This window comes from Bradyrhizobium sp. USDA 4454, assembly GCF_054822705.1.
Genome location: NZ_JBTRCN010000001.1, coordinates 293932 through 316285 on the forward strand (window position 1 = coordinate 293932; position 22354 = coordinate 316285).

The following is a 22354-nucleotide window of genomic DNA, read 5'->3' on the forward strand; positions in this document are numbered from 1 at the left end:
CATACCGGGGGAGAGGGCACGTGTCGGCTTTGCCCTCGGAAGCGGACATCACCGGATTTATGAGTGGTCGCTCTTACGAGACTGCAAGCGCATTCCTTTAGCGGCAGCAACTGTCCGGGCTGGCGGTTCGGGACTAATTTGCATGGCCTAAGTGATACCGAGAGCCCTGGAGATTCGGATGTTCTCCCCTAGCGAGGGCACCCCAGCCGCAGCAGAAGAGCAAATTTCTTTCTAGATTCTCTCCCTCCGCCATTTTCACGCTACAGTGTTCCCCAGTATCCGATTGTTCGAATCTCCCGCCTGTCCACCGAGGAATTCCGCGACGTGGCGCCAATTCCTCGCGCAAGCCGTACTTTTCGCTGTGGGTGGGGAGGATGGATTTTGCGACGGAGACAGCGGCCACATTGCTCGTTGTACGTGCGGCCCAACCGCCTTCCGCGGGCACCCCGCTGGGCGACAACTAAATTAGGTGGAACGTTCTTTGAACCCCTCTGGGGAGCCACTATTGTCAGTTCGGGATTGGAGGGCGTTTCATTAGTGCTCGACCAAATGCGCCAATCATTGCTGCCGCCTCGTGATCTCCACGATCATCGAGAATGCGATGAAGCGTCCTCGCACTTTCTTGGAATATCGGCAAAAGCGATGAATCGCGTTCGCACAAGACGCCTGCGATACACAGCGCAAGAGCCTCCACACCCATCTTCGCTTGAGCTAGCGGATCTGCTGCCATCGTTTCTTGCCTTCATCGACAGTTTCGCAATCATGCACTGCGCGATTCCCGGGCTCAGTTTGTGCGACGACGCTCGCTCTTGGATGCGATCAAGCCCCTTAATTCCTCGACAAGACGCCGCCTGATGAAGTTGCGTTCGGCGTCAGTCAGTTGAGTGTCCAACAGCCGTCGGTATCGCCTTACATTTGCTTCGCGAGTCCACCGAGCATCCGCGCGGGATACTTTCAACGGCCGACGCCGCCGCGTCGCCGAATGCCGTTCCGAGTCGCAAACAGCGCGCGCCGCTTTGTTCAGCCGAGGCGGTTGCATTGCCATTCCACCGCGCGGCGGCGGATCATCCTCGTCGTTCAGCCGCTTCAGCGCCGCCAGGATGTCGGAAAGGAGCAACCGATGCGGAATGCCGGGGACCTCCCGAAGAGTCGGCTGGGATTCGACGACGTATATATCCGATGCCCAGGACGATAGGATGACGCGCTTCTCGTCTGTCGAGAGCCGCGCGTCATTCAATACTTCGGCGGGTGAATTGTAGTGGGATACTGAATGAAAAAGGGATTCATTGATGTTGGCATTGCGATTGACATGGCTCATGTCGTGCCTCCTGTTTCTCCTTTCGTCCGGAGACGCGTTGCCAAAAAGGTCGGCGACGGTCATGCGCCGCCGGCCTCTGACCTTAGTTGCTGTTGATCGCGATACGCTTGACGTTCGGCTTTGACTGCTCGGACCTTGGCAGCGTCACGGTGAGGACGCCGTCCTTGAAGTGGGCCTTCGCCTTATCTTCCTCGACGCCATCAAGCGGTATCTGGCGCTCGAAGGAGCCGTAGTATCGTTCGCTGACGAACTTGGAATCGTCGCTGCGTTCGGCTTTTCTTTCACCCCGGATTGAAAGGATACCATTGGCGATTTCAACCTGGACATCCTTTTCGCTGAGGCCTGGAAGCTCGGCGGAAACCGAAACCTCCTTATCGGTTTCATTCAGTTCCAGGCGCGGCCAGCTAAACTGGCCCTCCATCAACGGAGCGTTGATGCGACCGAATGAGCCGAAGCCGCGGAAGGCGTCATCGAACAGACGGTTCATCTCGCGGTGAAGCGTGAGAAACGGATCGAACGCCTCTCGTCCGGTTGAGAGTTCTTGCCCTTTGGTCCAGGGAACGAGATCCCGAATACCCATGATATCCTCCTTGACTTGACATGCAGGTGGTCAGCGCACGGACGGTTAACGTCCGTGCGTGTTTTTGACCCATAAGAAGCGGGCTCAGGCCGCCTTCTGCGTGATTTGTCCGGCAGGAGCGCCACTTCCGATGGCGATACGCCGAGGCTTCATGGCCTCGGGGATTTCGCGCACGAGCTCGATCCGCAGCAGACCATTGTCGAACGTGGCCGACTTGACTTGCACGTAGTCGGCAAGGTTGAACTGTCGCTTGAACGGACGCGCCGAGATACCTTGATAGAGGTATTCGCGCTGGTTCTTGTCGCTCTTGCGACCCTCCACGGTCAGTACGTTCTGCTCGGCCGTCACTGAAACCTCGTCCTGGCCGAAGCCGGCCAGCGCCACCGAGATCTGGTAACGGTCCTCTCCGAGCCGCTCGATATTATAGGGCGGGTAATTGTCTTCGGAGCGATGTTGGGTCTCGTCGAGAAGATCGAAGAGGCGGTCGAATCCAATGCTCGAACGCCACAAGGGAGTGAAGTCGTATGTCCTCATAGCCAAGTCCTCCTAAGAGCAAAATGGATACGAAGGAGCGCAAGACATTCGTGCAAGACACCTGTCCGGCGCCCTGTTCGCTCTGCCGAGCCCAACCTGGCGCTCGGCACCGCCCGTAGACGGCAAAAATCCAGTTAGAAGAGCGGCACCCAGTTTCAAGGGTTCCGGCAAAAATTTTTCGGCGTTGCCTTCGTTCGGCCGTCCCGATCCGCACCGGAACCAGATTCGTGCAGTTGCCCGAATCGCCGTCGGGCACCGTTTGGTTTGACCACAATATGCGCGAGCTCGGCGCTACAGCATTCCCTGGCCTGCGTCCGATCCGTGACGTCGTTGCCGGGCCTGAAGCACGAGAATGACGACCAGCGCCAGGAAAATGACGAGGAAGGAAACGGCACTCGTCAGCGTTCCGAGCGCATAGATGTCCGGCTTTGTGACGGTGGTCGTCAGGCCCTGCAGATCAAGGGGCAGTGTGTTGACGGAGCCGATGGTCTGGCTTGAGCGTGCGAGCTCATCCCAGGACAAGGTAAATCCAAACAGACCGATACCGACGACCGACGGCAGTATGATCGGCAGCACGACGTGCCGAAATGTCTGCCAAGGCGTTGCGCCAAGGTCGCGTGCAGCCTCTTCGAGCCGGCTGTCAAATCTGTTGAAGATCGCAAACATGATCAGCAGGCCAAATGGCAGGGTCCAGGTCAGATGCGCGCCAAGGCCGGACGTGAACAGTCCCATGGCCGTTGTCCAATCTCCGACCCCGCTCTTGATGATGAAATCGTCAAGCAGGCGGAATTCCAGGGCGATGCCGAGCGAGGTAATGATCGACGGCATGATCAGGCTTGCGATCGCAACATAGAACAGGAAGGTCGCGCCGCGGAACGATCTGCGGAAGGCCATGCCGGCCGACACGGAGAGAACGACCGTGCACACCATGACGACGAGGCCGAGCTGCAGCGATCGCTTGAAAGCCGCCCCGATGTCGACGATGCCCGAACCGGAGAACACCTTGCCGAACCACACAAGGGACACGCCGTTCATGGGAAAGGTCAGGCCGCCGTCGGGTCCCTGAAACGACAAGATATAGATCGCGAACATCGGACCATAGAGAAACAGGACGTAGGCGGCGAAAAACGCAGCGAGGAGATAGAAGGATCGCGGTCGCTTCTCGCCCATCTCACAGCTCCTTGCGAATATCGACGATCCGGGTCAGCGCCGAAATAATCAGGATCGTGATGCCGAGCAGGATCACCGCATTGGCTGCAGCCGCCGGGAATTGCAGCGCATTCAGACGCGCCTCGATAATCTTGCCGGCAGATGCAATCTGTTGGCCGCCCATCACCCCTATCGTGACAAAATCACCCATCACGATTGTGATCACGAAGATCGAGCCGATGACGATTCCGGGCTTTGCCAGGGGAATGATGATGTTTACCAGCGTCTGCCAACCGGTCGCGCCGGCATCATAGGCGGCTTCGATCAATCGCCTGTCGATGCGGATCATCGAGTTGAAGATCGGCACCACCATGAAGAACGTGAAGAGATGCACGAGGGCAAGCACGACGGAAAACTCCGAGAACAGCAGCCACTCCAGCGGTTGGTGGATCAACCCGGCACCCTCGAGGCCCCTGTTGACCAGACCGTTCCGGCCAAGCAGCGGAATCCACGCAATCATGCGGATCACGTTCGACGTCCAGAACGGGATGGTGCAAAGCAGGGTGAGTACGATCTGCCAGGTTTTCGACCGGACGTGAAACGCAAGAAAATAGGCGACGGTAAACCCGATCAGAAGGGTCAGGACCCAGGTCAGCAGGCATAATTTCAGGGTCTTCAAATAGGTCTTCAGGATCGTGCAGAGGTTGGGCAGATCGGCAATGCATCCCTCGAACGTATCGCTGTAGCCACGCAGGCTGAACGCGGGGATCATTTCATATTCGTTGTAGTCCCACGCGCTGACGATCGTCACGAAGAGTAACGGCAGCAGGAAGAACACGGAGAAAACGAGCATCATCGGTGCGGCCTGAAGCCATGCAACGAAGGTCTTGCGGTCTTGAATCATTGAGAGGCCAATCGCAGTGATGGCGAAAGGACTTGCCGTGCGCGTTGGCCCGGCAAGTCCTTCTGGATTGGATCAAGCAGCTATGAATTCATTCCACTTGCGCACCATGTAGTCGTTCTCGTCCATCACGGCGTTCCAGCAGGCGACGGCGCCCATGCGGTCGTCGTAGGAGCCTCCATCGCGCGTGGCGCCGGCCTTCTCGAGAATCGTGCCGTCGGGCGCCTTGATGTCGCCGACGGCGGCCTTGCCTTCCATCCAGTAGCCCCATTCGTCCGCCGTCATGTTGGCCTTGGCGGTCGAGAGGACCGCCGAATAATAGCCCTGGCGATTGAGATAGGCGCCTGCCCAACCCGATAGATACCAGTTCACGAATTCATAGGCCCAGTCGAGCTTCGGTCCCGAGACCGCCTTCGACACACAGAATCCTGACGCCCAGGAGCGATAGCCTTCCTTGAGCGGCTGGAACGTGCAGGCGATCCCCATCGAGCGCACCTTGGTGACCGCAGGCGACCACATCGATTGAATGACGGTTTCGCCCGATGCCATCAGGTTGACGGATTCGTTGAAGTCCTTCCAGAATGCCCGGAACTGGCCGGCCTTCTTGGCCTCCGTCATGATCTTCATGGTGAGATCGATCTCGGCCTTCGTCATGTTGCCCTTGTCGGCATAGGTGTGCTGGCCGCTGGCTTCGACCACCATCGCGGCATCCATGATTCCGATCGAGGGAATGTTGAGGATCGAGGCCTTGCCCTTGAACTCGGGATTGAGCAGTTCCGTCCACGATGAAATCGGCCGCTTGATCAGATCGGGCCGGATGCCGAGCGTGTCGGCGTTATAGACCGTGGGGATCAGCGTCACGAATTCGGTCGGCGTCTTGGAGAAGGTCTTGGAGTTCGCTCCCTCAAGATAGAGCACCTTCCAGGGAGCGGTGCCCTGGTCGCCGATCTTCTTGCCGTTCGGCAATTGACCTTTAGTGAACACCGGCGTGATGTTGTCGAATTCCTTGATCTTCTTGGCGTCGAGGGCAAAGATATTGCCCGACGGCACAAGCTTCTTCAGCGAGAAATACTCGGTATCCAGCACATCGAACGAGTTGGGCTGGGTGATCACTCGTTTGGTCACGTCGTCGGTGGTTGCGGTGATGTATTCGATCTTGATTCCGGTATCTGCCAGACATTTCTTCGAGATCTCGTCACCTTCGTTCACTGCCGTTCCGAGATAACGCAGTACTTTCGCATCGGCTGAACGGACATAAGGAAATCCGGTAATAGCGCCGGAGCCCGCCGCGAGCCCAACCGCGCCGGCCGCGCCCTTCAGCACGGTGCGGCGGCTGATGCGACGATCGAATTTCGAGGATTTGCTCATGATGATCTCCCTGGGTGTCAGGCCGCCTTCTCAGGCGACCGGATAGTTGCTGAACTGGTGGACTTCAGAAGGCTGGCCTGCATCGGGTCCCATGTGGCAAGAACGCGCTCGCCGACGGTGTAGTTGGCTGCGTCGAATTCAGTCTCCGTGACCTGGGCCGAGATCTCGGGCCCACCGTCGACGGCAATGACGACGCGGACATAGGTCCCCTGGTATTCGACCTCGCTGATCGTGCCTGTGACCGATGGGCCGGCGACGGTATCGGTCGGCCGTTTCAGCATCAGCCGATCGACCCGAACGGCGAAGGTCTCGTGGTTCAAAGCAATGACGTTGTGGCCGCCGATGAACTTCGCCGTGAATTCGGTTCGGGGGTGGTTGAAGATGTCGCGCGGCGAGCCCTGCTGTTCGATCCGGCCGCCGTTCATGAGAACCACGATATCGGCGAGCGCCATCGCTTCGTCCTGGCCATGTGTCACATGGATGAAGGTCAGCCCAAGCTCGCGCTGCAGCTTCTTCAATTCTGCGCGCATCCGCAGCCGCAAGAACGGATCGAGTGCCGAAAGCGGCTCGTCCAGCAGCAAAATTTGGGGAGAGGTGATCAGCGCGCGCGCGAGGGCCACGCGCTGTTGCTGGCCTCCGGAGAGCTGGCCCGGCAGCCTTGCCGCGTAGGGCTGCATATCGACGAGCTCGAGCAACTTGCTGGCCTCGGCATGGCGTGCCGACTTGGCAACGCCTTTCATTTTCAGGGCGAAGCTGACGTTGTCGATGACAGAGAGGTGCGGGAACAGAGCGTAAGACTGAAACATCATCGCCGTGCTTCGATCGGCGGGCGGCAGGTTGGTCACATTTTTCGGACCGACCAGAATGTCGCCTGAACTGACGGCCTCGTGCCCGGCGACCATCCGCAGTGTGGACGTCTTGCCGCAGCCCGACGGCCCGAGCAGGCAACAATAGGAGCCGGCAGGAATCTTGAGATTGATGGCGTCAACGGCGGTGATGCCGCCATACATCTTCGTCAATTGTACCAGTTCGAGCGCCGCCGTCGTTGTCATCCGCACCATTCCGCATGGTCTACCGAGCCCCAGAGCGACCTTGCGCCCGTGGTGCTATCCGGGGTTGGAATGCAACAGATGTGCCAAAAATTGCGACACATGAGACAGAAACTGGGCAAATCCTGCTGGTCGGCAAGCCGACCGCGCCATTGCGACCAAAATCGGAGCTCAATTGTCCCCGTTACCCAGCTTCCTCAGCCTGTGCCTGAGCGGAAGCGGCTGGGCCGTGTCGAAAAACATCTCTATCGGCAAGACGATCTGATGTGATCACGGTTTTTCCGCCGCACGGAGGCATCGACGCTCGTTATGGTCGGCCTGACCGTTTCGTCGGCCGAAGATTTGCAAGGGGAGCGCATGCGCACAAAATCGGTCAACGTCGTTCGTATCTCCACCAATGGGCCCGGTGATGTCTCGGGGCTGCTGAGCCTGATCCAGCTAGGCAAGATCGATCCGAGGTCGATTGTCGCGATATTGGGCAAGACCGAGGGCAATGGTGGCGTCAACGATTTCACGCGCGAATACGCCGTTTCGGCGCTCAGCGCCGCCCTGGCTCCCTATGTCGATCTGCCGCCGCAGCATGTCGAGCAACGGATCGCGTTTGTGATGTCGGGTGGTACGGAAGGTGTGCTCAGCCCACATCTCACCGTCTTCACCCGTGACGATGTCGCCGATCGCGGGTCTGAGGCCATTTCCGGCAAGCGACTCAGCATCGGGATGGCACACACGCGGGATTTCCTGCCCGAGGAGATCGGGCGCAGCGCGCAGATCAGGGAGACGGCAAGGGTAGTCGCCGCCGCCATGGCCCAAGCTGCGATCGTCGATCCACAGGACGTTCATTTCGTACAGATCAAGTGCCCGCTTCTGACAAGCGACCGCATTGAGGCGGCGATGGCGCGGGGCCATGAGACCGCGACCAACAGCGCATACGGTTCGATGGCGTACTCGCGTGGCGCATCGGCATTGGGGGTCGCCGTCGCGCTTGGCGAGATCGAGGGCGAGATTGGGGACGACGACGTTCTTCGGCGGTTCGATCTGTTCTCGTCGGTTGCGTCCACGTCGGCAGGCATCGAGCTGATGCATAATGTGGTCATTGTGCTAGGCAATTCGGCGTCGTCGGCCGCCCCGTTCGCGATCGGACACGCCGTGATGCGCGACGCGATCGATTCCGCAGCCGTGATCGATGCATTGAAAAGCGTGGGACTGCATACCGAACACGACTCCAAATCGTCGACGGCGACCCGCCAGCTCGTCAACATCTTCGCCAAGGCGGAAGCCGCGCCAAGCGGCAGCATCCGCGGATTTCGTCACGTCATGCTTGAAGATACGGACATCAGTTCGACCCGACACGCGCGCGCGGCGGTCGGCGGATTGATTGGTGGTCTGTCGGGAACCGGCGCCGTCTATGTTTCCGGCGGAGCCGAGCATCAGGGTCCGTCCGGTGGCGGGCCCGTAGCCGTGATCGCCCGGCTGCTGGACGATCGATCCGACTGACGATTGGGCTTTTAGTGATACCTCACGTCTACCGCGTGCCGAACATTCTGTCCCCGGCATCGCCCAGGCCCGGCACGATGTAGCCGTGATCATTCAGTCTCTCGTCGATGGCGGCAGTCCAGATCGGCACGTCGGGACACTCGTTCTGGAATCGGGCGATCCCCTCGGGTGCCGCGAGCAGGCAGACGAACCTGATATCCCGGGCGCCTCGCGATCTGAGCAGGCTGACTGCGGCGCAGGCTGAATTTCCCGTCGCAAGCATCGGATCCAGCAGGATGACGATGCGCTCCGACACATCCTGCGGCGCCTTGAAGAAGTACTCCACGGCTCGAAGCGTCTGCGGATCCCGGTAAAGGCCGATATGTGCCACGCGCGCCGATGGGACGAGCGCCAGCATCCCGTCGAGAAATCCGACACCTGCCCGCAAGATTGGAGCGAGCGTGAGTTTCTTGCCTGCGATTTTGGGGGCCTTCATCGCGGCGACCGGCGTATCGATGTCGACCATCTCCAGAGGCAAGTCCCGGGTGACCTCATAGCAAAGCAGCATTCCAATCTCGTTCAGAAGCTCGCGAAACCCCTTGGTGGAGCGATCCTTGTCGCGCATCAGCGAGAGCTTGTGCTGGACCAGGGGATGGCTGACGAGGTTCACGCTTTCTTTGCTCATGGGATCACCCTATCTGGTTGCGCGCGCGGAATAGCGTGCAAGTGGCGTGCCCGCTTTGCCCGAGATATAGGCACCGATCCCGGCGGCTCAGCGCAGGGTGGGCGGATGACCTGGCCGTTTCCGGCCGCCGATCGCCCCTTCGTTCATGGCGCGGAAGAGAGGGGCAGGTCCTGCTCCACGGGGTCGTGATAGCGTCGTAAACCTTACCACTAATGCGCCTGTTGTGTTCAGCCGGGATTGGAACATACTGGAGAATCCTTCGGCTGCCGGTAACCGGGCTTTTGCCCGGCGGACAGGCGCCATGTGTTGGTGCGTAACAATGACTCATTCCAATCGAACCGATCACATCCGGATTACGTCCCATCCGGCGCCGGGCGCGAAGGTCGAATTCCCGATTCATTGGGGAGCAGCCACGGCGCGTGAACGCGGGCCAGTGATTGGGACGGTCTCACGCCCGCAGCAGCGCAATGTCATCGGCACTCATAGCGGCTCCTATTCGATCTACCGGGCGCTGGCGGTCTCCTCGGGCGCGCTCGACCCGATCCGGCGTCCGGACCTGACCAACACGCAACCTGCGGCCACGATCGGGCCATTCCGGCAATGGACGGATCCGAACCGGATCGTCTCGCTTGATCCGTGGGGGCACCTGGCCGCAGAGGCGTTCGCGAAAGAGATCGCGGAGGGCGTCGATATCCGTCCGAGCATCGCGATCACCCGCGCCCGCCTCGACTTGCCCGAATTGCGAGCTGCGATATCCGCCGGGCGGCTGAAGCGCGACGGCGCCGTCGTTCACGAGGAGGGAAGCGTCTCCGTCGTCAAGATCGCGATCGACCCGGTCTGGTATCTTCCGGGAATCGCAGCGCGCTTCGCCACGACCGAAAGCAATCTGCGCAGGCAGTTGTTCGAGCAGACGGCCGGCATGTTTCCGGAGCTGGTGACGCGACCTGACCTCCATGTGTTCCTGCCTCCGATCGGCGGCACCACGGCCTATCTGTTCGGCGATGTCGCCAAGCTGCCGGACCATCGCACCAGCATCACCTGCCGCGTGCATGACGAATGTAACGGCTCCGACGTATTCGGCTCGGACATCTGCACCTGCCGCCCATACCTGCTGCACGGCATCGAGGAATGCGTGCGCGCCGGACAGACCGGCGGGCTCGGCATCATCATCTACAACCGCAAGGAAGGCCGCGCCCTCGGCGAGGTAACCAAATTCCTGGTCTACAATGCGCGCAAGCGGCAGGAGGGCGGCGATGCCGCCGCCCAGTATTTCGAGCGCACCGAATGCGTTGCGGGCGTGCAGGATGCCCGCTTCCAGCAGTTGATGCCGGACGTCGTGCACTGGCTCGGACTGCAGCGCATCGATCGCTTCGTCTCCATGAGCGACATGAAATATGATGCGCTGGTGAGCCAGGGCATCGACATCGTCGAGCGCGTACCGATCCCCGACGAGCTGGTCCCGGCGGATGCCCAGGTCGAAATCGTTGCCAAGAAGGCTGCCGGCTACTACTCGCCGGAAGAGCCTACCCAGCGCGACTTCGTCGGCCGGTCTCTCGACAAATATTGAGCGCGGCCATGTCCTCCGTGAAGTCCGAGACGGCAGCGGCCCTATCGTTGCTCAATGCCGGGGCGGTGCGGGAGCGCGCGCATCGGCTTCTTGCCATCGGCCTTGAGGACCGGCTCCCGAACTTCCGGGTCCGCCTCGACCGGATGGACGCGACGGCCGAACTGGTTGTGCAGACCACACGAGAGGCGTATCCTTCACTCGCCGTTCCGTTTCATGCGCGTTGGCGGCATTTCTCCGTGAATGGTGTCGATCGCTGGGCGGGCCTGGCCGGCCAGGTCGCATGGCCGGATCGCGCGAGACGGGCGCGTGCCGAATTCGATCTGGCCATGGTCAGCGTCTTTCTGGACGCCGGCGCCGGGCCGTCATGGCGTTACCGCGACCCGGTGACCGGATTGGCCATCGGCCGCTCGGAAGGATTGGGACTGGCCAGCCTTGAGATGTTCGCCGCTGGCGCATTCTCGTCGGACCCGCGGCAGCCGCTGCGAGCTGATGCCGACGTGCTTGCCAATCTGTCCGTCGCGGACCTCGCACGCGGCATGCAGGTCTCGGACACCAATCCGCTGGTCGGCATTGAAGGCCGGGTGAACTTGTTGCGTAGCCTCGGCCGGCTGCTGGCCTCGAAGCCGGCTGTCTTCGGACGCTTCGATACGCCGCGGCCCGGCGGGCTGTTCGACCGGCTGGCATCGGTTGCCGACGATCGCAGGCTTCCGGCCTCTGCGATATTGTCGGAACTGCTAATGGAGTTCGGGCCGATCTGGCCGTCGCGGCTGACGCTCGGCGGAATCGCACTCGGTGATTGCTGGAAGCATCCGGTGCTGACCACCGGGGATGCGACCAGCCAGCTCATGCCATTGCACAAGCTCTCGCAATGGCTGGCCTATTCGCTGATCGAGCCGCTGCAGAATGCCGGCATTGCCGTGACCGATATCGACGGGCTGACCGGCCTTGCCGAGTACCGCAACGGCGGTCTCTTCATCGACAATGGCGTGCTGACATTCCGCGACGACAGCGATGCATTGCGGGAGCACGATGTCGCGTCGCCGCTCGTGGTGGAGTGGCGGGGGCTGACGGTCGCGTTGCTCGACCGCGTCGCGGACAATGTGCGCCGGCGCCTGGGGCTCGACGCAAAGGCATTGCCGCTGGCGAAAATCCTCGAAGGCGGAACCTGGGCTGCAGGCCGACGACTGGCGCGCGAACGCCGCGCCGACGCGTCGCCTCCGTTCAAGATTGTCAGCGATGGCACAGTGCTTTAAGGCGGAGACTCGGTATGGAAGGCGTCACGATCGTTAGCCATCCGCTGGTGCAGCACAAGCTGACCCTGTTGCGCAACAAGGAAACCTCGACCAAGTCGTTTCGCGAACTCCTCAAGGAGATCGGGATGCTGCTGTGCTACGAGGTGACCCGCGACCTGCCGCTGGCCGATGTCGAGATCGAGACGCCGCTGGCGAAGATGAAATCGCCGGAGATATCGGGAAAGAAGCTGGTGTTCGCGCCGGTGCTGCGCGCCGGCGTCACCTTTGCGGAAGGCATGCTTGACCTCGTGCCGACTGCGCGTGTCGCCCACATCGGCCTCTATCGTGAACCCGAGACGTTCGTGGCCGTGGAGTATTTTTTCAAGGCCCCGAGCGATTTGCACGAGAGACTCGTGATCGTGATTTCCCCGGTGCTGGCGACAGCAAATCTGTCTGTCGCGGCGGTGGATCGGCTGAAGGAGCGCGGTGCCAATGACGTCCGGCTCGTCAGCCTGATCGCCGCGCCCGAAGGGGTCGAACGCATGCGCGGCATTCACCCGGATGTTCCGATCTGGCTTGCGGCGATCGACGAAGGGTTGGACAAGAACGCCTTCATCCTGCCGGGCCTTGGCGATGCGGGTGACCGTGCCTATGGTACTCGATAGTCACGTCTGGCGGCGTATCGAAAGGCTGCGTGATCAATTCTCTTCTTCGGATACATCCGGCAGCTCTGCGAGCCTCGGTATGAACCGAACGACGACGTTTGCTTCCTTCAGCATCGTGCCGGCAATCGCAAAATCCTGAGCCCAATTCGAATTGGGCTGGTCCGGTTCATAACCAACGACCTCCGATATGCCCGATTGAATAATCGCTTTCGTGCATTCCACGCAGGGAAACCAGGGAACGTAGATCGTGCAACCCTTGAGCGCTATCCCGATGCGTGCCGCATTGAAAATGGCATTCTGCTCGGCATGGCAGCTCCAGACGTACTTTGCGCCGGTGATGCGGGAATGTCGCTCTTCCACCGCATCGTTGACCCCGCGCGGCAAGCCGTTGTAGCCGGTCGAGCGTATTTCATGATCGGGTCCGACCACGACGGCGCCGACCCGGCGTCCCTTTTCAATGCTCCAGTGCGCCAGATGGTGCGCCAGAAGCATGAACCGCTCGTCCCATTTGCTGTCTCGCAATTCGTCCGACCCCGTTACCGTAGGGCCAGCATCAAACAGCTGCCAGGGCCAGTCAATAGTCCTGACGCCTCCTGCTGGGAGGTCGCCGGATCTCGCCGGCAATACCAGCCGATCCCGATCGACGGTCGGCGGGCCGCGGGATTGCCTTGGCCAAAGGCCGACCCGTCGAGAGGGTCGGCCTTTCCGATCGGTTGCAACGGTCAGTGCCCTGCCGGGGCCGAATAGCCGCCACTATAGTAGCTCGACGTGCCCTCGTATGCTTCAGGTGTGGCTCGTGGCCAGGCCGCATAGGCGTCAAGGTTGCGCGCCGGCGCCTGGGCCTGGGTCGTGACGGCCCGGTGCGGTTTGATGCGATGACGCTCGGCCGCAGTCGCGAACTGAACCAACGCCGTGCTGATGAGAACCGAACTGAGTGCGGTAAGCAGAATTCTGGGCAATGTCGTTTCTCCCTTGCCGATTTTTTCGTTCGATGGCCAATTCGCTGGCCGTCGAATCTACTTGTGACCTATGTCTTCACGTGCCCGGTCGCGATGGCGGGGGGAGTCACGAAGTAGCGAGCAAATTTCTTGGTCACGACTAAATAATCGGCACTAGTGGCCGTGCGTTACCGTGGACTTTGGCGACCCGATCAGCTTCAATAAACCGTGTTCGAGATCCGCTCATGAAAAAGGTCCTGGCCGTCCTGCTGTTACTGACGGCGCCCGCCTGGGCGCAGACCAAGCCGGCGACAATCAAGCCGGCCGCGAAGCCGGGCGCGTCGTCGGCGGACGATTGCACCCCGATCGGCCGTACCGCGAAGGGCGAACTGGTCTACTCGCTGAAGTGCGAAAACTTACCGGCACCGGCTGCTCCACAGGCGGCGGCTCCGGCAGCACCGCCATCTGCGGAAGAGCCGGAAGTACGCCGGAGCGGCGTATTCGGATGGTCCTATGATCGCCGCTAGCGGGACTCTCCCGTTCCGGAGAGGGATGGAATAGTCCTTGCTTCCCTTGTCCCGCAGATGGTTGCAAGGGACCGCGGCAATTCGATCGTCGTGCGCCAAGAGTGCCTTCAAATTGGGTGTTTGATGTCGAAAGCGCTCGCCGAGTTGAATGCCTGCAGCCACGACACGTTTGTCGCCGCGCTTGCCAACATCTTCGAGCACTCGCCTTGGATCGCTGAGCAGGCCGCCCGCAACCGGCCGTTCGCCGGCATTGCTGAGTTGTTCGCTGCCATGAAAGCCGCCGTCGATCGAGCTCCTGCGGAGCTGCGGATGGCGCTCATCAATGCGCATCCCGATCTCGCCAGCAAGACGCAACGTGCCGCGGGGCTGACCGCGGAGTCCAATGCCGAACAGAACAGCGTCGGTCTCGATCGCCTGTCCGATGCGGAATATGAGGCGTTTGAGCGCGTCAACACGGCCTACCGTTCGAAATTCGGTTTCCCTTACATCGTCTGCGTGCGCCGCCACACCAAGGACTCGATCCTGCGCGACTTCGCGCGGCGTCTGCCGAATGATCTCGCGACCGAAACGCAGACCTCGATTGACGAGATCTGCCGGATCGCTGCGTTGCGGCTGGACCAGTCGGTGATCGGCAGTGATCGCCTTGCGGTGTCCGGCCGGCTATCGACCCACGTGCTCGACACGAACAGCGGAAAGCCGGCCGCGGGGGTCGCCGTCGAGCTGGTTGAGCTGGCCGAGCTCGGCGTCAGCCAGGTGGTGGCGCGCGCGACGACCAATGCAGACGGCCGGACCGACGCGCCGCTCATCGGCGGACGCCCCGTGCCGATCGGTACGTACGAACTCACATTCGGCATCGGCGAATATTTTGCTGCTCAGGGCGTGCCGCTGGCGGATCCTCCCTTTCTCGATCGCATCACGCTGCGTTTCGCGGTGAGCGAGCCGGAAGGCCATCTGCACGTGCCGCTGCTGGTGACGCCATGGAGCTATGCAACCTATCGCGGAAGCTGAAAGGTGCGGGGCGAGTGGCGAGAATTCTGCCGGGCATGGTCCTTCCTTCGCGACCAGCGCCGTCCCGCCTCGCCGCTGGCACGAACGTTGCTCCATCATTCGGAGCCGAGGTAACATTCCCGACGATCGCTAGCCTGGTTGGAGACACACGTGCCGCTGATCACGAACAGATACGGTAAGGGCCGAGTCCGCGTGATGCGACTTCATCGCGAGGGCGAACGGCATGACGTCAGCCAGCTCGACATCAAGGTCATGCTGGAGGGCGAATTCGCGCGTACCTTCACACACGCGGACAATTCCCTGACCGTGTCGACCGACACGATCAAGAACATCGTCAATGTCGTGGCGCGGGAAAACACCGGGCTTAGCCCGGAGGATTTCTGTCAAGTTCTGGCGCAGAAATATCTCGATACGTACCCGCAGGTCGCCTCGGTATCGGTCGGCTCGCACGAGACCAGATGGAAGCGGCTGAGCTTCGACGACAAGCCGCATCCACACAGCTTCGTGCTCGACGGCAATGGCAGGCCGACCGTAGAGGTCGCCGTGGAGCGGGGCGGGCCGATATCAATGTCTTCGGGCATCGACAATTTCGCCTTCATGAAGTCAACGCAATCCGGCTGGGAGAACTACGTCAAGGACCGCTATACGACGATTCCCCCGACCAACGACCGGATCTGCGCGACCAGCATGGTCGCGACGTGGAAATGGTCGGGAAAGCCGGCAGACTATTCCACCACCAACGCCCGGATCCTCGATACGGTGCTGGAGGTGTTTGCCACGACCTATAGCTGGAGCGTGCAGGACAGTCTCTACCGGATGGGCGAGGCGGCGCTCGCGGCGGTACCGGAGATTTCCGAGATCAGCATGGCCTGTCCGAACATGCACTTCATCCTGATGAATCTCTCCCCGTTCGGACTCGACAACAACAACCAGGTATTCTTGCCGACCGATGAGCCGCACGGCCAGATCGAGTGCACCGTGGCCAGGGAATAGAGGCGCGGTTCGAGGTTTCAGACGATTGACTGGTCCGGTCCGTCCGCAGCCCGGCCGAACTTCTCGAGCAGTGCCGGAAACAGGCGGTCGGGCTTGAACGGCGTGCTCGTGAAACGGATGCCGGTCGCATCCGCAATCGCATTGCCCAGCGCTGCCGTGACCGGATTGTAGGGGCTCTCGCTCATCGATTTTGCGCCCATTGGACCAATCGTATCCGAAGTCTCGGCGAAATAGACCTCGGAGCGCGGCAGGTCGGCAAACGACGGAAGATGATAATCGCGAAACGTCGGGTTGATCACCCTGCCGCCGTCGTCGATGATCAGCTCCTCGTAAAGCGCGGCACCGAGCGACTGCGCAACACCGCCTTCGACCTGGCCGCGGCACTGCATGGGATTGGCGATGCGACCAGCGTCCGCGGCCTGCACGCTCTTGAGGATACGGACTTCTCCGGTGCCCTTGTTCACGGCAACGCGAAAGCCCTGTACGTTGAATGCAACCGAACGCGGCGTGCCGGCAGAATTGCCGCTGCCGTGAAGCGTTCGTGCATTGGCTCTCGCCGCCCGAGCGAGTTCGAGGAATGACCGACGTTCCGCTCCGCAGATTGCAGTCTCATTTTCGAGAATGCAGGGAGCGGCACTGGCGCTGCTCAGCTCGGATGCGAATATCTTGATCGCATCAGCGAGGTTCTCTGCGGCTGCTTGCGTCGCTCGCCCGGCGACAAAGGTGCCCGCACTGCCATAGGCGCCGGTGTCGTGGCCGCCCAGCGCAGTATCGGATTGCCGCAGGCTGATGCGATCGACGGTCGTCGCCAGCGCCGTCGCCGCAAGCTGTCGATGTACGGTGCTTGTGCCGTTGCCAAACTCGGCGGTTCCTACCGTCAGCTCGAACCCGCCGTCGTCGCGGAGCGTGATCGTCGAATCGGAGAGATGCCCCGCCGGCGGTACGGTGTCGATCATGGTCAGTGCGATGCCCTCGCCGATCAGCCAGTCCTCGGAAAGGGCGTAGTGGGGGCGCTCCGCCGACATCGCGCGCTCGACCAGGTCGATGCATTGGTCGAGCCCGTAGGAGCCGTACTGCACGTCGTGGTAGTCCGACGGTGGTGGCGACAGCATGGGATCGCCGGGCTTGACAATATTGCGACGACGCATTTCGAAGGGATTGATGCCGAGTTGTTTCGCCAGCTCGTCGATGGCGGCCTCGACGGCAAACAGCGTCTGCGGCAGGCCATAGCCGCGGAAAGCGCCGGAAGGTACCGTGTTGGTATAGGCGGCGATCGCGTCGACCTTCTTGTTCGGGCAGTTGTAGACGCTGATGCATTCGCTGACGGCGTGGAACAGCACGGGCCCCGCGTGATTGCCATAGGCTCCAGTATTGGAGAGCACGTCGAGCTGCAGCGCAGTCAGCATGCCTCGGCTATCGGCACCGGCCCTGACCGTGACGCGCATCGGATGTCGGGTCGACGTCGCGATGAACTGCTCTTCGCGGGTGAATTCGAGCTTGACCGGCCGGCCCGTGGCGATCGCGGCCAGCGCCAGAATATCCTCGACGAACATTTCCTGCTTGCCGCCGAAGCCGCCGCCCACGCGTTCGCAAAACACGCGCACGCTGTCGAGTGGACGATCGAAGATCTGCGCCAGCGATCGCCGCGTCAGGTACGGCACCTGGGTGCTCGAGCGAACGTTGAGGATGCCGCCGCTATCGATCCAGGCAAGCCCGCCATGGGTTTCCAGCGCTGCGTGCTGCACCCGCTGGGTGGTGAACGTGCCCTCATAGGTCGCGGCCGAGCTTGCGAGCGCACCGGCGACATCGCCGAATTCGCCGTGGGTTTCAGCGACGACATTGCGCGAGGCGTCGCTGACGCGGTGGATGCCGGCGCTCTTGCCGCCGTGAATGATTGGTGCGCCCGGCGTGATTGCCAGCGCCGGATCGGTTACCGCCGGCAGGACGTCGTAGTCGACCTTGAGGCGACGACAGCCTTCTTCGGCGGCCGCCTCATTTTCGGCGACGACAGCGGCGACCTTCTGTCCGACGAAGCGGACGATGTCGTCAAGCACGCGGGTATCATCCGGATCCATCCACGCCCTTTCGTGCTGCGCCGTCGAGAACAGCCCTTTCGGTGCGTCCTCGTGGGTCAGAACGGCATGGACGCCTGGAACCGCAAGTGCCGCCGTCTTGTCGATCGCAACGATCCTGGCGTGCGGGTGCGGCGAGCGCAGCAGCTTGATGTGCAGCAATCCGTCAAGCTGCATGTCGAAGGTGTAACGTGCCCTCCCGCGTACCACGAGCGGGCCGGCCGGTGCGGGGAGGCTGCGCCCGAAGGCCCTGCCGGCGGCGGCGTCCTCGACATTCGTCTTGCCGTCGAACGCATCCTCGATCGAGCGGTAGCCTGTGCAACGGCAGATATTGCCTTTCAGGGCGACGCCGAGCTCCTGACGCTGTGCCTGGTTCAACGAGGCGCCGGTCAGGATCATGCCCGCGGTGCAGAAGCCGCATTGAAATCCCTGGGCATCCAGAAAGGCTTGCTGCAGCGGATGCGCACCCGTCTCGGACCCGAGGCCTTCAATGGTCGTGACCGCATGTCCGTCGGCACGGAATGCCGGGATAATGCAGCTATGCACCGGTTCGCCGTCAAGCAGCACGGTGCACGCACCGCAATCGCCGGCGTCGCAGCCCTTCTTGACGCCGAAATGCCCGAGCTCGCGCAGGAATGTACGCAAGCATTGGCCGGGGCGGGGCGTCTCGGCAAAGGTCTTGCCGTTGATGTCGATGCTCATGTCAATCTGCAGCTCATGGGCCGGCCGCGAGTTCGCAGCGGATCTCTTCGGCCAGCCGCAACGTCATGTGCTTGCGCCACATCGGCCTGCCATGAACGTCGGTGTGGTACATGCTATCCGTAATTTCCCGCAGGATGGTTGCGCGCAGAGCCTCGGGGCCGGGTCGGTCCGCGAAGTAGAGCTGGACCGGCCGTATGGTGGAAGCCGTTATCGTCAGCCGCAGCGCGCCATTGCTGTCAACGCTTCCGATGAGGAGCGCCGCGGAGCGGCCGACCGGCGTCAGGGATATCTGGCGAAAGGCCGATCGCCGTCGCAGCGCCGCCAGCGGAATATCGATCTGGCGCAACAGATCGCCCTTTGCGAGCACGTTCCGCTGATTGCCGGTGACAAAATCGGCGACCGGAACCTGGTATTCGCTACCGTCCGCGCGCCACACCGTACAGACGCCGTCGAGCGCCGACGTCAGTGCGATCATCGGCCCGGCCGGAAGCGACATGCAGATATTGCCGCCGACCGTCGCCGTCTTCCAGATCTTGAAGGAAGCGAGGAAGGCGCGGCAGCACTGGCCGATCAGGGGAGCCGCGATCCAGTCCGGCGGGCAGGCGAAGCTGTCGAGCTGCGCCACCGTGCAGGTCGCTGCGATGCCGAGGCGATCATCGCCGACGGTCAGCGCGGGCCATTTGAGGTCGGTCAGGTCGATCAGGCGATTGAGATCGGTCTGCGGCTCGGAAAACAGCCAGGTGCCGCCCGCAAGCCACGCATCGCCTGCCGTCCAAACGGGCAATTGAGCCCGCGTCCGAGGCCGAACCACGTCTCTGATCGTGTTCAAATCCATCGCGATTTCAGCGCCTTCTCCGTGTTATGTGTACGAGCAGAAACTCCTGCAAGACTGACGCCAATTGTGGGGCGATCCTTGCAAGCGAAGGCAAGGCCCGGCAGAGACCCGGCAGTTGGAGATGATGGTTGGAATCATGGCTCAAGCGCAACCGATCTGGATCAAGGATCCACTTTCCATCCTGGCCGATGGGGCCGAACGCGGCGTCGTGGTCCAGGATGGCAAGATCATTGAACTGGTCGGCCGCGGTCGCGAGGCCGCGACCGCCGACGTGACGATCTTCGACGCCAGCGCCCATGTGGTGCTGCCGGGCCTGATCAACACCCATCATCATTTCTACCAGACTCTGACGCGCGCCGTTCCGGCTGCGCTCGATCGCGAGCTCTTTCCCTGGCTTCAGGCACTCTATCCGGTGTGGGCGAGGCTGACGCCGGACGCCTTGTCGCTCGGCGTCACCGTCGCGATGTCGGAATTGCTGCTGTCGGGCTGCACCACCACCACCGACCATCATTATGTGTTCCCCGCCGGGCTGGAACATGCCATCGACATCGAGGTCGAGGTGGCCAGACGGCTGGGCTTGCGCGTGTTGCTGACGCGCGGCTCGATGAACCTCTCGCAGCGCGATGGCGGCCTGCCGCCCGATACCGTGGTTCAGGATGAAGACACCATCCTGGCCGACAGCGAACGGGTCGTCGCCCGGCACCACCAGCGCGGCGCGGATGCGATGGTGCAGATTGCGCTGGCGCCATGTTCGCCATTCTCGGTGACCACCTCGTTGATGCGGCGGACCGCCGAACTTGCGGACAAGCTCGACGTTCGCCTGCACACTCATCTTGCGGAGACGGAGGACGAGAACAGATTTTGTCAGGAGACGTATCGTTGTCGCCCGCTGGATTATCTCGAGCAATGCGGTTGGCTCAATTCGCGCACCTGGCTTGCGCACGGCATCCATTTCGATACGGCGGAAATGGTGCGGCTTGGCAAAGCCGGGATGACGGTCAGCCATTGCGCCTGCAGCAACCAGGTGCTGGCCTCGGGTTGCTGCCCGGTCTGCGAAATGGAAGAGGCCGGTGTCGGAATCGGGCTCGGTGTCGACGGCTCCGCCTCCAACGACGAGTCGAACCTGATGCAGGAGGTGCGCGCCGCCTTCCTGGTGCAGCGGGCGCGGTATGGCGTCAATCGCGTCAGTCACATCGACGCGCTGCGATGGGCCACCAAGGGCTCCGCAGCCTGCGTCGGGCGGCCCGAGCTCGGTGAGATCGCGGTCGGCAAGGCTGCCGATCTTGCGCTCTTCAAGCTCGACGAGCTGCGCTTCTCGGGGCATGGCGACCCGCTGGCGGCGCTGGTGCTGTGCGGGGCGCACCGTGCCGAACGTGTCATGGTCGGCGGCCGCTGGATCGTCATTGACGGCGCAATTCCCGGGCTCGACGTCGCCGATCTGATAAGCCGGCACAGCACCGCTGCCCGCGCCATTCAGGCCGGCTAGAGCATGATCCGGAAAAGTGGAAACCGGTTTTCCCTCGCGACAAACGCCAAAGGCGTTTGCGCGGAGATCATGCTCCAGGTTCGGCGAGAGCGGCGTGTCCTCGATCGTCAGGCTGAAATGATCCTCCCCTGCAAGAGGAGGATCATTTCGCAGCGGCGACCGCTCACTTGCCCGGAAGCTTGTCGTCGATGCCCTTGACGTAGAAGTTCATGCCGAGGATCTGATCATCCGCCAGATGATCGCCGCCCTTGCACTCGACGTCCTTGCCGTCCTGCGCGACGACGGGGCACTTGAACGGATGCAGCTTGCCGGCGGCGATGGCTGCCTGGGTGTCCTCCGCCGTTTTCTTCACGTCGTCAGGCATGTTGGTGTAGGGCGCCATTTCGAACATCTTGGTCTCCAGGCCGCCCCAGGTATCGCCGGATTTCCAGGTGCCGTCGAGCTCCGCCTTCACCCTCTCAATATAGTAGGGTGCCCAGGTGTCGAGGATCGAGGTCAGCTGGGCCTTCGGGCCGAACTTGATCATCTCGGAGTCCTGGCCGAATGCGAGCTTGCCGCGCTCGCCTGCGATCTGCATCGCGGCCGGCGAGTCGGTGTGTTGCATGATGATGTCGGCGCCCTGATCGAGCAGCGCCTTCGCAGCATCGGCCTCCTTGCCGGGATCAAACCACGAGTTCACCCAGATGATCTTCACCTTGATATTGGGATTGACGGTCTGCGCGCCGATCATCGTGGCGTTGATGCCCGAGACGACTTCGGGAATCGGGAACGAGCCGATATAGCCGAGCACGCCGGCCTTTGACATTTTGGCTGCGATTTCTCCCTGGATGTAGCGGCCCTGGTACCAGCGCGCCGAATAGGTCGCCATGTTCTTGTCGCGCTTGTAGCCCGAGCAATGCTCGAAATGTACGTTCGGATACTTCTTCGCCACCTTCAGCGTGGGATCCATGTAGCCGAATGACGTGGTGAAGATCAGCTTGTTTCCGGCGCGGACGAGCTGCTCGACCGCGCGCTCCGCGTCGGGACCCTCGGGAACGTTTTCGAGAAAGGTCGTTTCGATCTTGTCGCCGAACTCCTTCACCACGGCCTGCCGGGCAAGCTCGTGCTGATAGGTCCAGCCGAGATCGCCGACCGGCCCAAGATAGATGAACCCGACCTTCAGCTTGTCAGCGGCAATCGCGCTGCTCGTGACGCCTCCGGCCAGCAGAAGTGCGGCGGCGGCCGCAAGCAAATTTCTCTTCATCGTGATGTCCTCCAACAGTGGGGTGAACA

20 protein-coding genes are annotated in these 22354 nt (G+C 61.7%); 8 read left to right on the forward strand and 12 right to left on the reverse strand.

All coding sequences use genetic code 11. The features are described from left to right. Nucleotides 1–784: 784 nt before the first annotated feature. From ACVIW0_RS01360 to ACVIW0_RS01390, 7 genes are all read right to left on the reverse strand, one after another. Entirely contained in the window at nt 785–1318 is a 534-nt protein-coding gene (locus tag ACVIW0_RS01360) for a hypothetical protein (protein WP_461350682.1), read from the reverse strand. A gap of 82 nt (nt 1319–1400) precedes the next feature. Then, nucleotides 1401–1898 carry an Hsp20/alpha crystallin family protein gene (locus ACVIW0_RS01365; RefSeq protein ID WP_461350683.1) on the reverse strand — a complete coding sequence of 166 codons (498 nt, stop codon included), beginning with the start codon at nt 1896–1898 and terminating at the stop codon, nt 1401–1403. 84 nt (nt 1899–1982) lie between these two features. Continuing rightward, on the reverse strand, nt 1983–2432 hold the full coding sequence (locus ACVIW0_RS01370; protein ID WP_461350684.1) for an Hsp20 family protein: 450 nt from the start codon (nt 2430–2432) through the stop codon (nt 1983–1985). A gap of 291 nt (nt 2433–2723) precedes the next feature. Further along, the gene (locus tag ACVIW0_RS01375) at nt 2724–3602 is read right to left on the reverse strand and encodes an ABC transporter permease (RefSeq protein WP_461350685.1); all 879 of its coding nucleotides are present in this window, start codon (nt 3600–3602) and stop codon (nt 2724–2726) included. Nucleotide 3603: 1 nt separating this feature from the next. Beyond that, nucleotides 3604–4485, reverse strand: a complete 882-nt coding sequence (locus ACVIW0_RS01380; RefSeq protein ID WP_461350686.1) for an ABC transporter permease — start codon at nt 4483–4485, stop codon at nt 3604–3606. 72 nt (nt 4486–4557) lie between these two features. Next, the gene (locus ACVIW0_RS01385; protein ID WP_461350687.1) at nt 4558–5850 is read right to left on the reverse strand and encodes an ABC transporter substrate-binding protein; all 1293 of its coding nucleotides are present in this window, start codon (nt 5848–5850) and stop codon (nt 4558–4560) included. Nucleotides 5851–5867: 17 nt separating this feature from the next. Next, entirely contained in the window at nt 5868–6902 is a 1035-nt protein-coding gene (locus ACVIW0_RS01390) for an ABC transporter ATP-binding protein (protein ID WP_461350688.1), read from the reverse strand. A 354-nt stretch (nt 6903–7256) separates the two neighbouring features. Between ACVIW0_RS01390 and atzD the strand changes: the two genes are divergently transcribed. Then, the gene (atzD, locus tag ACVIW0_RS01395; RefSeq protein ID WP_461357212.1) at nt 7257–8393 is read left to right on the forward strand and encodes a cyanuric acid amidohydrolase; all 1137 of its coding nucleotides are present in this window, start codon (nt 7257–7259) and stop codon (nt 8391–8393) included. Between the two features lie 28 nt (nt 8394–8421). Here the strand turns inward: atzD and upp (ACVIW0_RS01400) are convergent, their stop codons facing one another. Continuing rightward, complete coding sequence (gene upp / locus ACVIW0_RS01400; RefSeq protein ID WP_461350689.1) at nt 8422–9057, reverse strand: uracil phosphoribosyltransferase; 636 nt, start codon at nt 9055–9057, stop codon at nt 8422–8424. A 319-nt stretch (nt 9058–9376) separates the two neighbouring features. Here upp (ACVIW0_RS01400) and ACVIW0_RS01405 point away from each other — a divergent pair, with 319 nt between their 5' ends. Genes ACVIW0_RS01405 through upp (ACVIW0_RS01415) form a run of 3 tightly spaced genes read left to right on the forward strand, consistent with a single transcriptional unit; the run spans nt 9377 to nt 12521 of the window. Further along, nucleotides 9377–10624 (forward strand): GTP cyclohydrolase II, encoded by a 1248-nt coding sequence (locus tag ACVIW0_RS01405; protein WP_461350690.1) that lies wholly within the window; start codon nt 9377–9379, stop codon nt 10622–10624. An 8-nt stretch (nt 10625–10632) separates the two neighbouring features. Next, nucleotides 10633–11877, forward strand: coding sequence for a URC4/urg3 family protein (locus ACVIW0_RS01410; RefSeq protein WP_461350691.1), 1245 nt, complete (start codon nt 10633–10635; stop codon nt 11875–11877). Between the two features lie 14 nt (nt 11878–11891). Then, nucleotides 11892–12521: a uracil phosphoribosyltransferase gene (gene upp / locus ACVIW0_RS01415; RefSeq protein ID WP_461350692.1), complete on the forward strand. Its 630-nt coding sequence runs from the start codon at nt 11892–11894 to the stop codon at nt 12519–12521. Nucleotides 12522–12554: 33 nt separating this feature from the next. On the opposite strand, the gene ACVIW0_RS01420 is transcribed toward upp (ACVIW0_RS01415), so the two are convergent. Then, entirely contained in the window at nt 12555–13043 is a 489-nt protein-coding gene (locus ACVIW0_RS01420) for a deoxycytidylate deaminase (RefSeq protein ID WP_461350693.1), read from the reverse strand. A 661-nt stretch (nt 13044–13704) separates the two neighbouring features. On the opposite strand from ACVIW0_RS01420, the gene ACVIW0_RS01425 reads away from it, so the two are divergent. The 3 genes from ACVIW0_RS01425 to pucL all read left to right on the forward strand — a co-directional run bounded on the left by ACVIW0_RS01425 (nt 13705) and on the right by pucL (nt 15987). Then, complete coding sequence (locus ACVIW0_RS01425) at nt 13705–13986, forward strand: hypothetical protein (RefSeq protein ID WP_461350694.1); 282 nt, start codon at nt 13705–13707, stop codon at nt 13984–13986. A 123-nt stretch (nt 13987–14109) separates the two neighbouring features. Continuing rightward, entirely contained in the window at nt 14110–14994 is an 885-nt protein-coding gene (uraD, locus tag ACVIW0_RS01430) for a 2-oxo-4-hydroxy-4-carboxy-5-ureidoimidazoline decarboxylase (RefSeq protein WP_461357213.1), read from the forward strand. 150 nt (nt 14995–15144) lie between these two features. Further along, nucleotides 15145–15987: a factor-independent urate hydroxylase gene (gene pucL / locus ACVIW0_RS01435; RefSeq protein ID WP_461350695.1), complete on the forward strand. Its 843-nt coding sequence runs from the start codon at nt 15145–15147 to the stop codon at nt 15985–15987. Between the two features lie 17 nt (nt 15988–16004). Here the strand turns inward: pucL and ACVIW0_RS01440 are convergent, their stop codons facing one another. Next, on the reverse strand, nt 16005–18761 hold the full coding sequence (locus tag ACVIW0_RS01440; protein ID WP_461350696.1) for a molybdopterin-dependent oxidoreductase: 2757 nt from the start codon (nt 18759–18761) through the stop codon (nt 16005–16007). 13 nt (nt 18762–18774) lie between these two features. Further along, nucleotides 18775–19596, reverse strand: coding sequence for an FAD binding domain-containing protein (locus ACVIW0_RS01445; protein ID WP_461350697.1), 822 nt, complete (start codon nt 19594–19596; stop codon nt 18775–18777). Nucleotides 19597–19732: 136 nt separating this feature from the next. On the opposite strand from ACVIW0_RS01445, the gene ACVIW0_RS01450 reads away from it, so the two are divergent. Beyond that, entirely contained in the window at nt 19733–21082 is a 1350-nt protein-coding gene (locus ACVIW0_RS01450; RefSeq protein ID WP_461350698.1) for an 8-oxoguanine deaminase, read from the forward strand. A gap of 163 nt (nt 21083–21245) precedes the next feature. Here the strand turns inward: ACVIW0_RS01450 and ACVIW0_RS01455 are convergent, their stop codons facing one another. After that, on the reverse strand, nt 21246–22325 hold the full coding sequence (locus tag ACVIW0_RS01455; RefSeq protein WP_461350699.1) for a BMP family ABC transporter substrate-binding protein: 1080 nt from the start codon (nt 22323–22325) through the stop codon (nt 21246–21248). Nucleotides 22326–22354 lie beyond the last annotated feature (29 nt).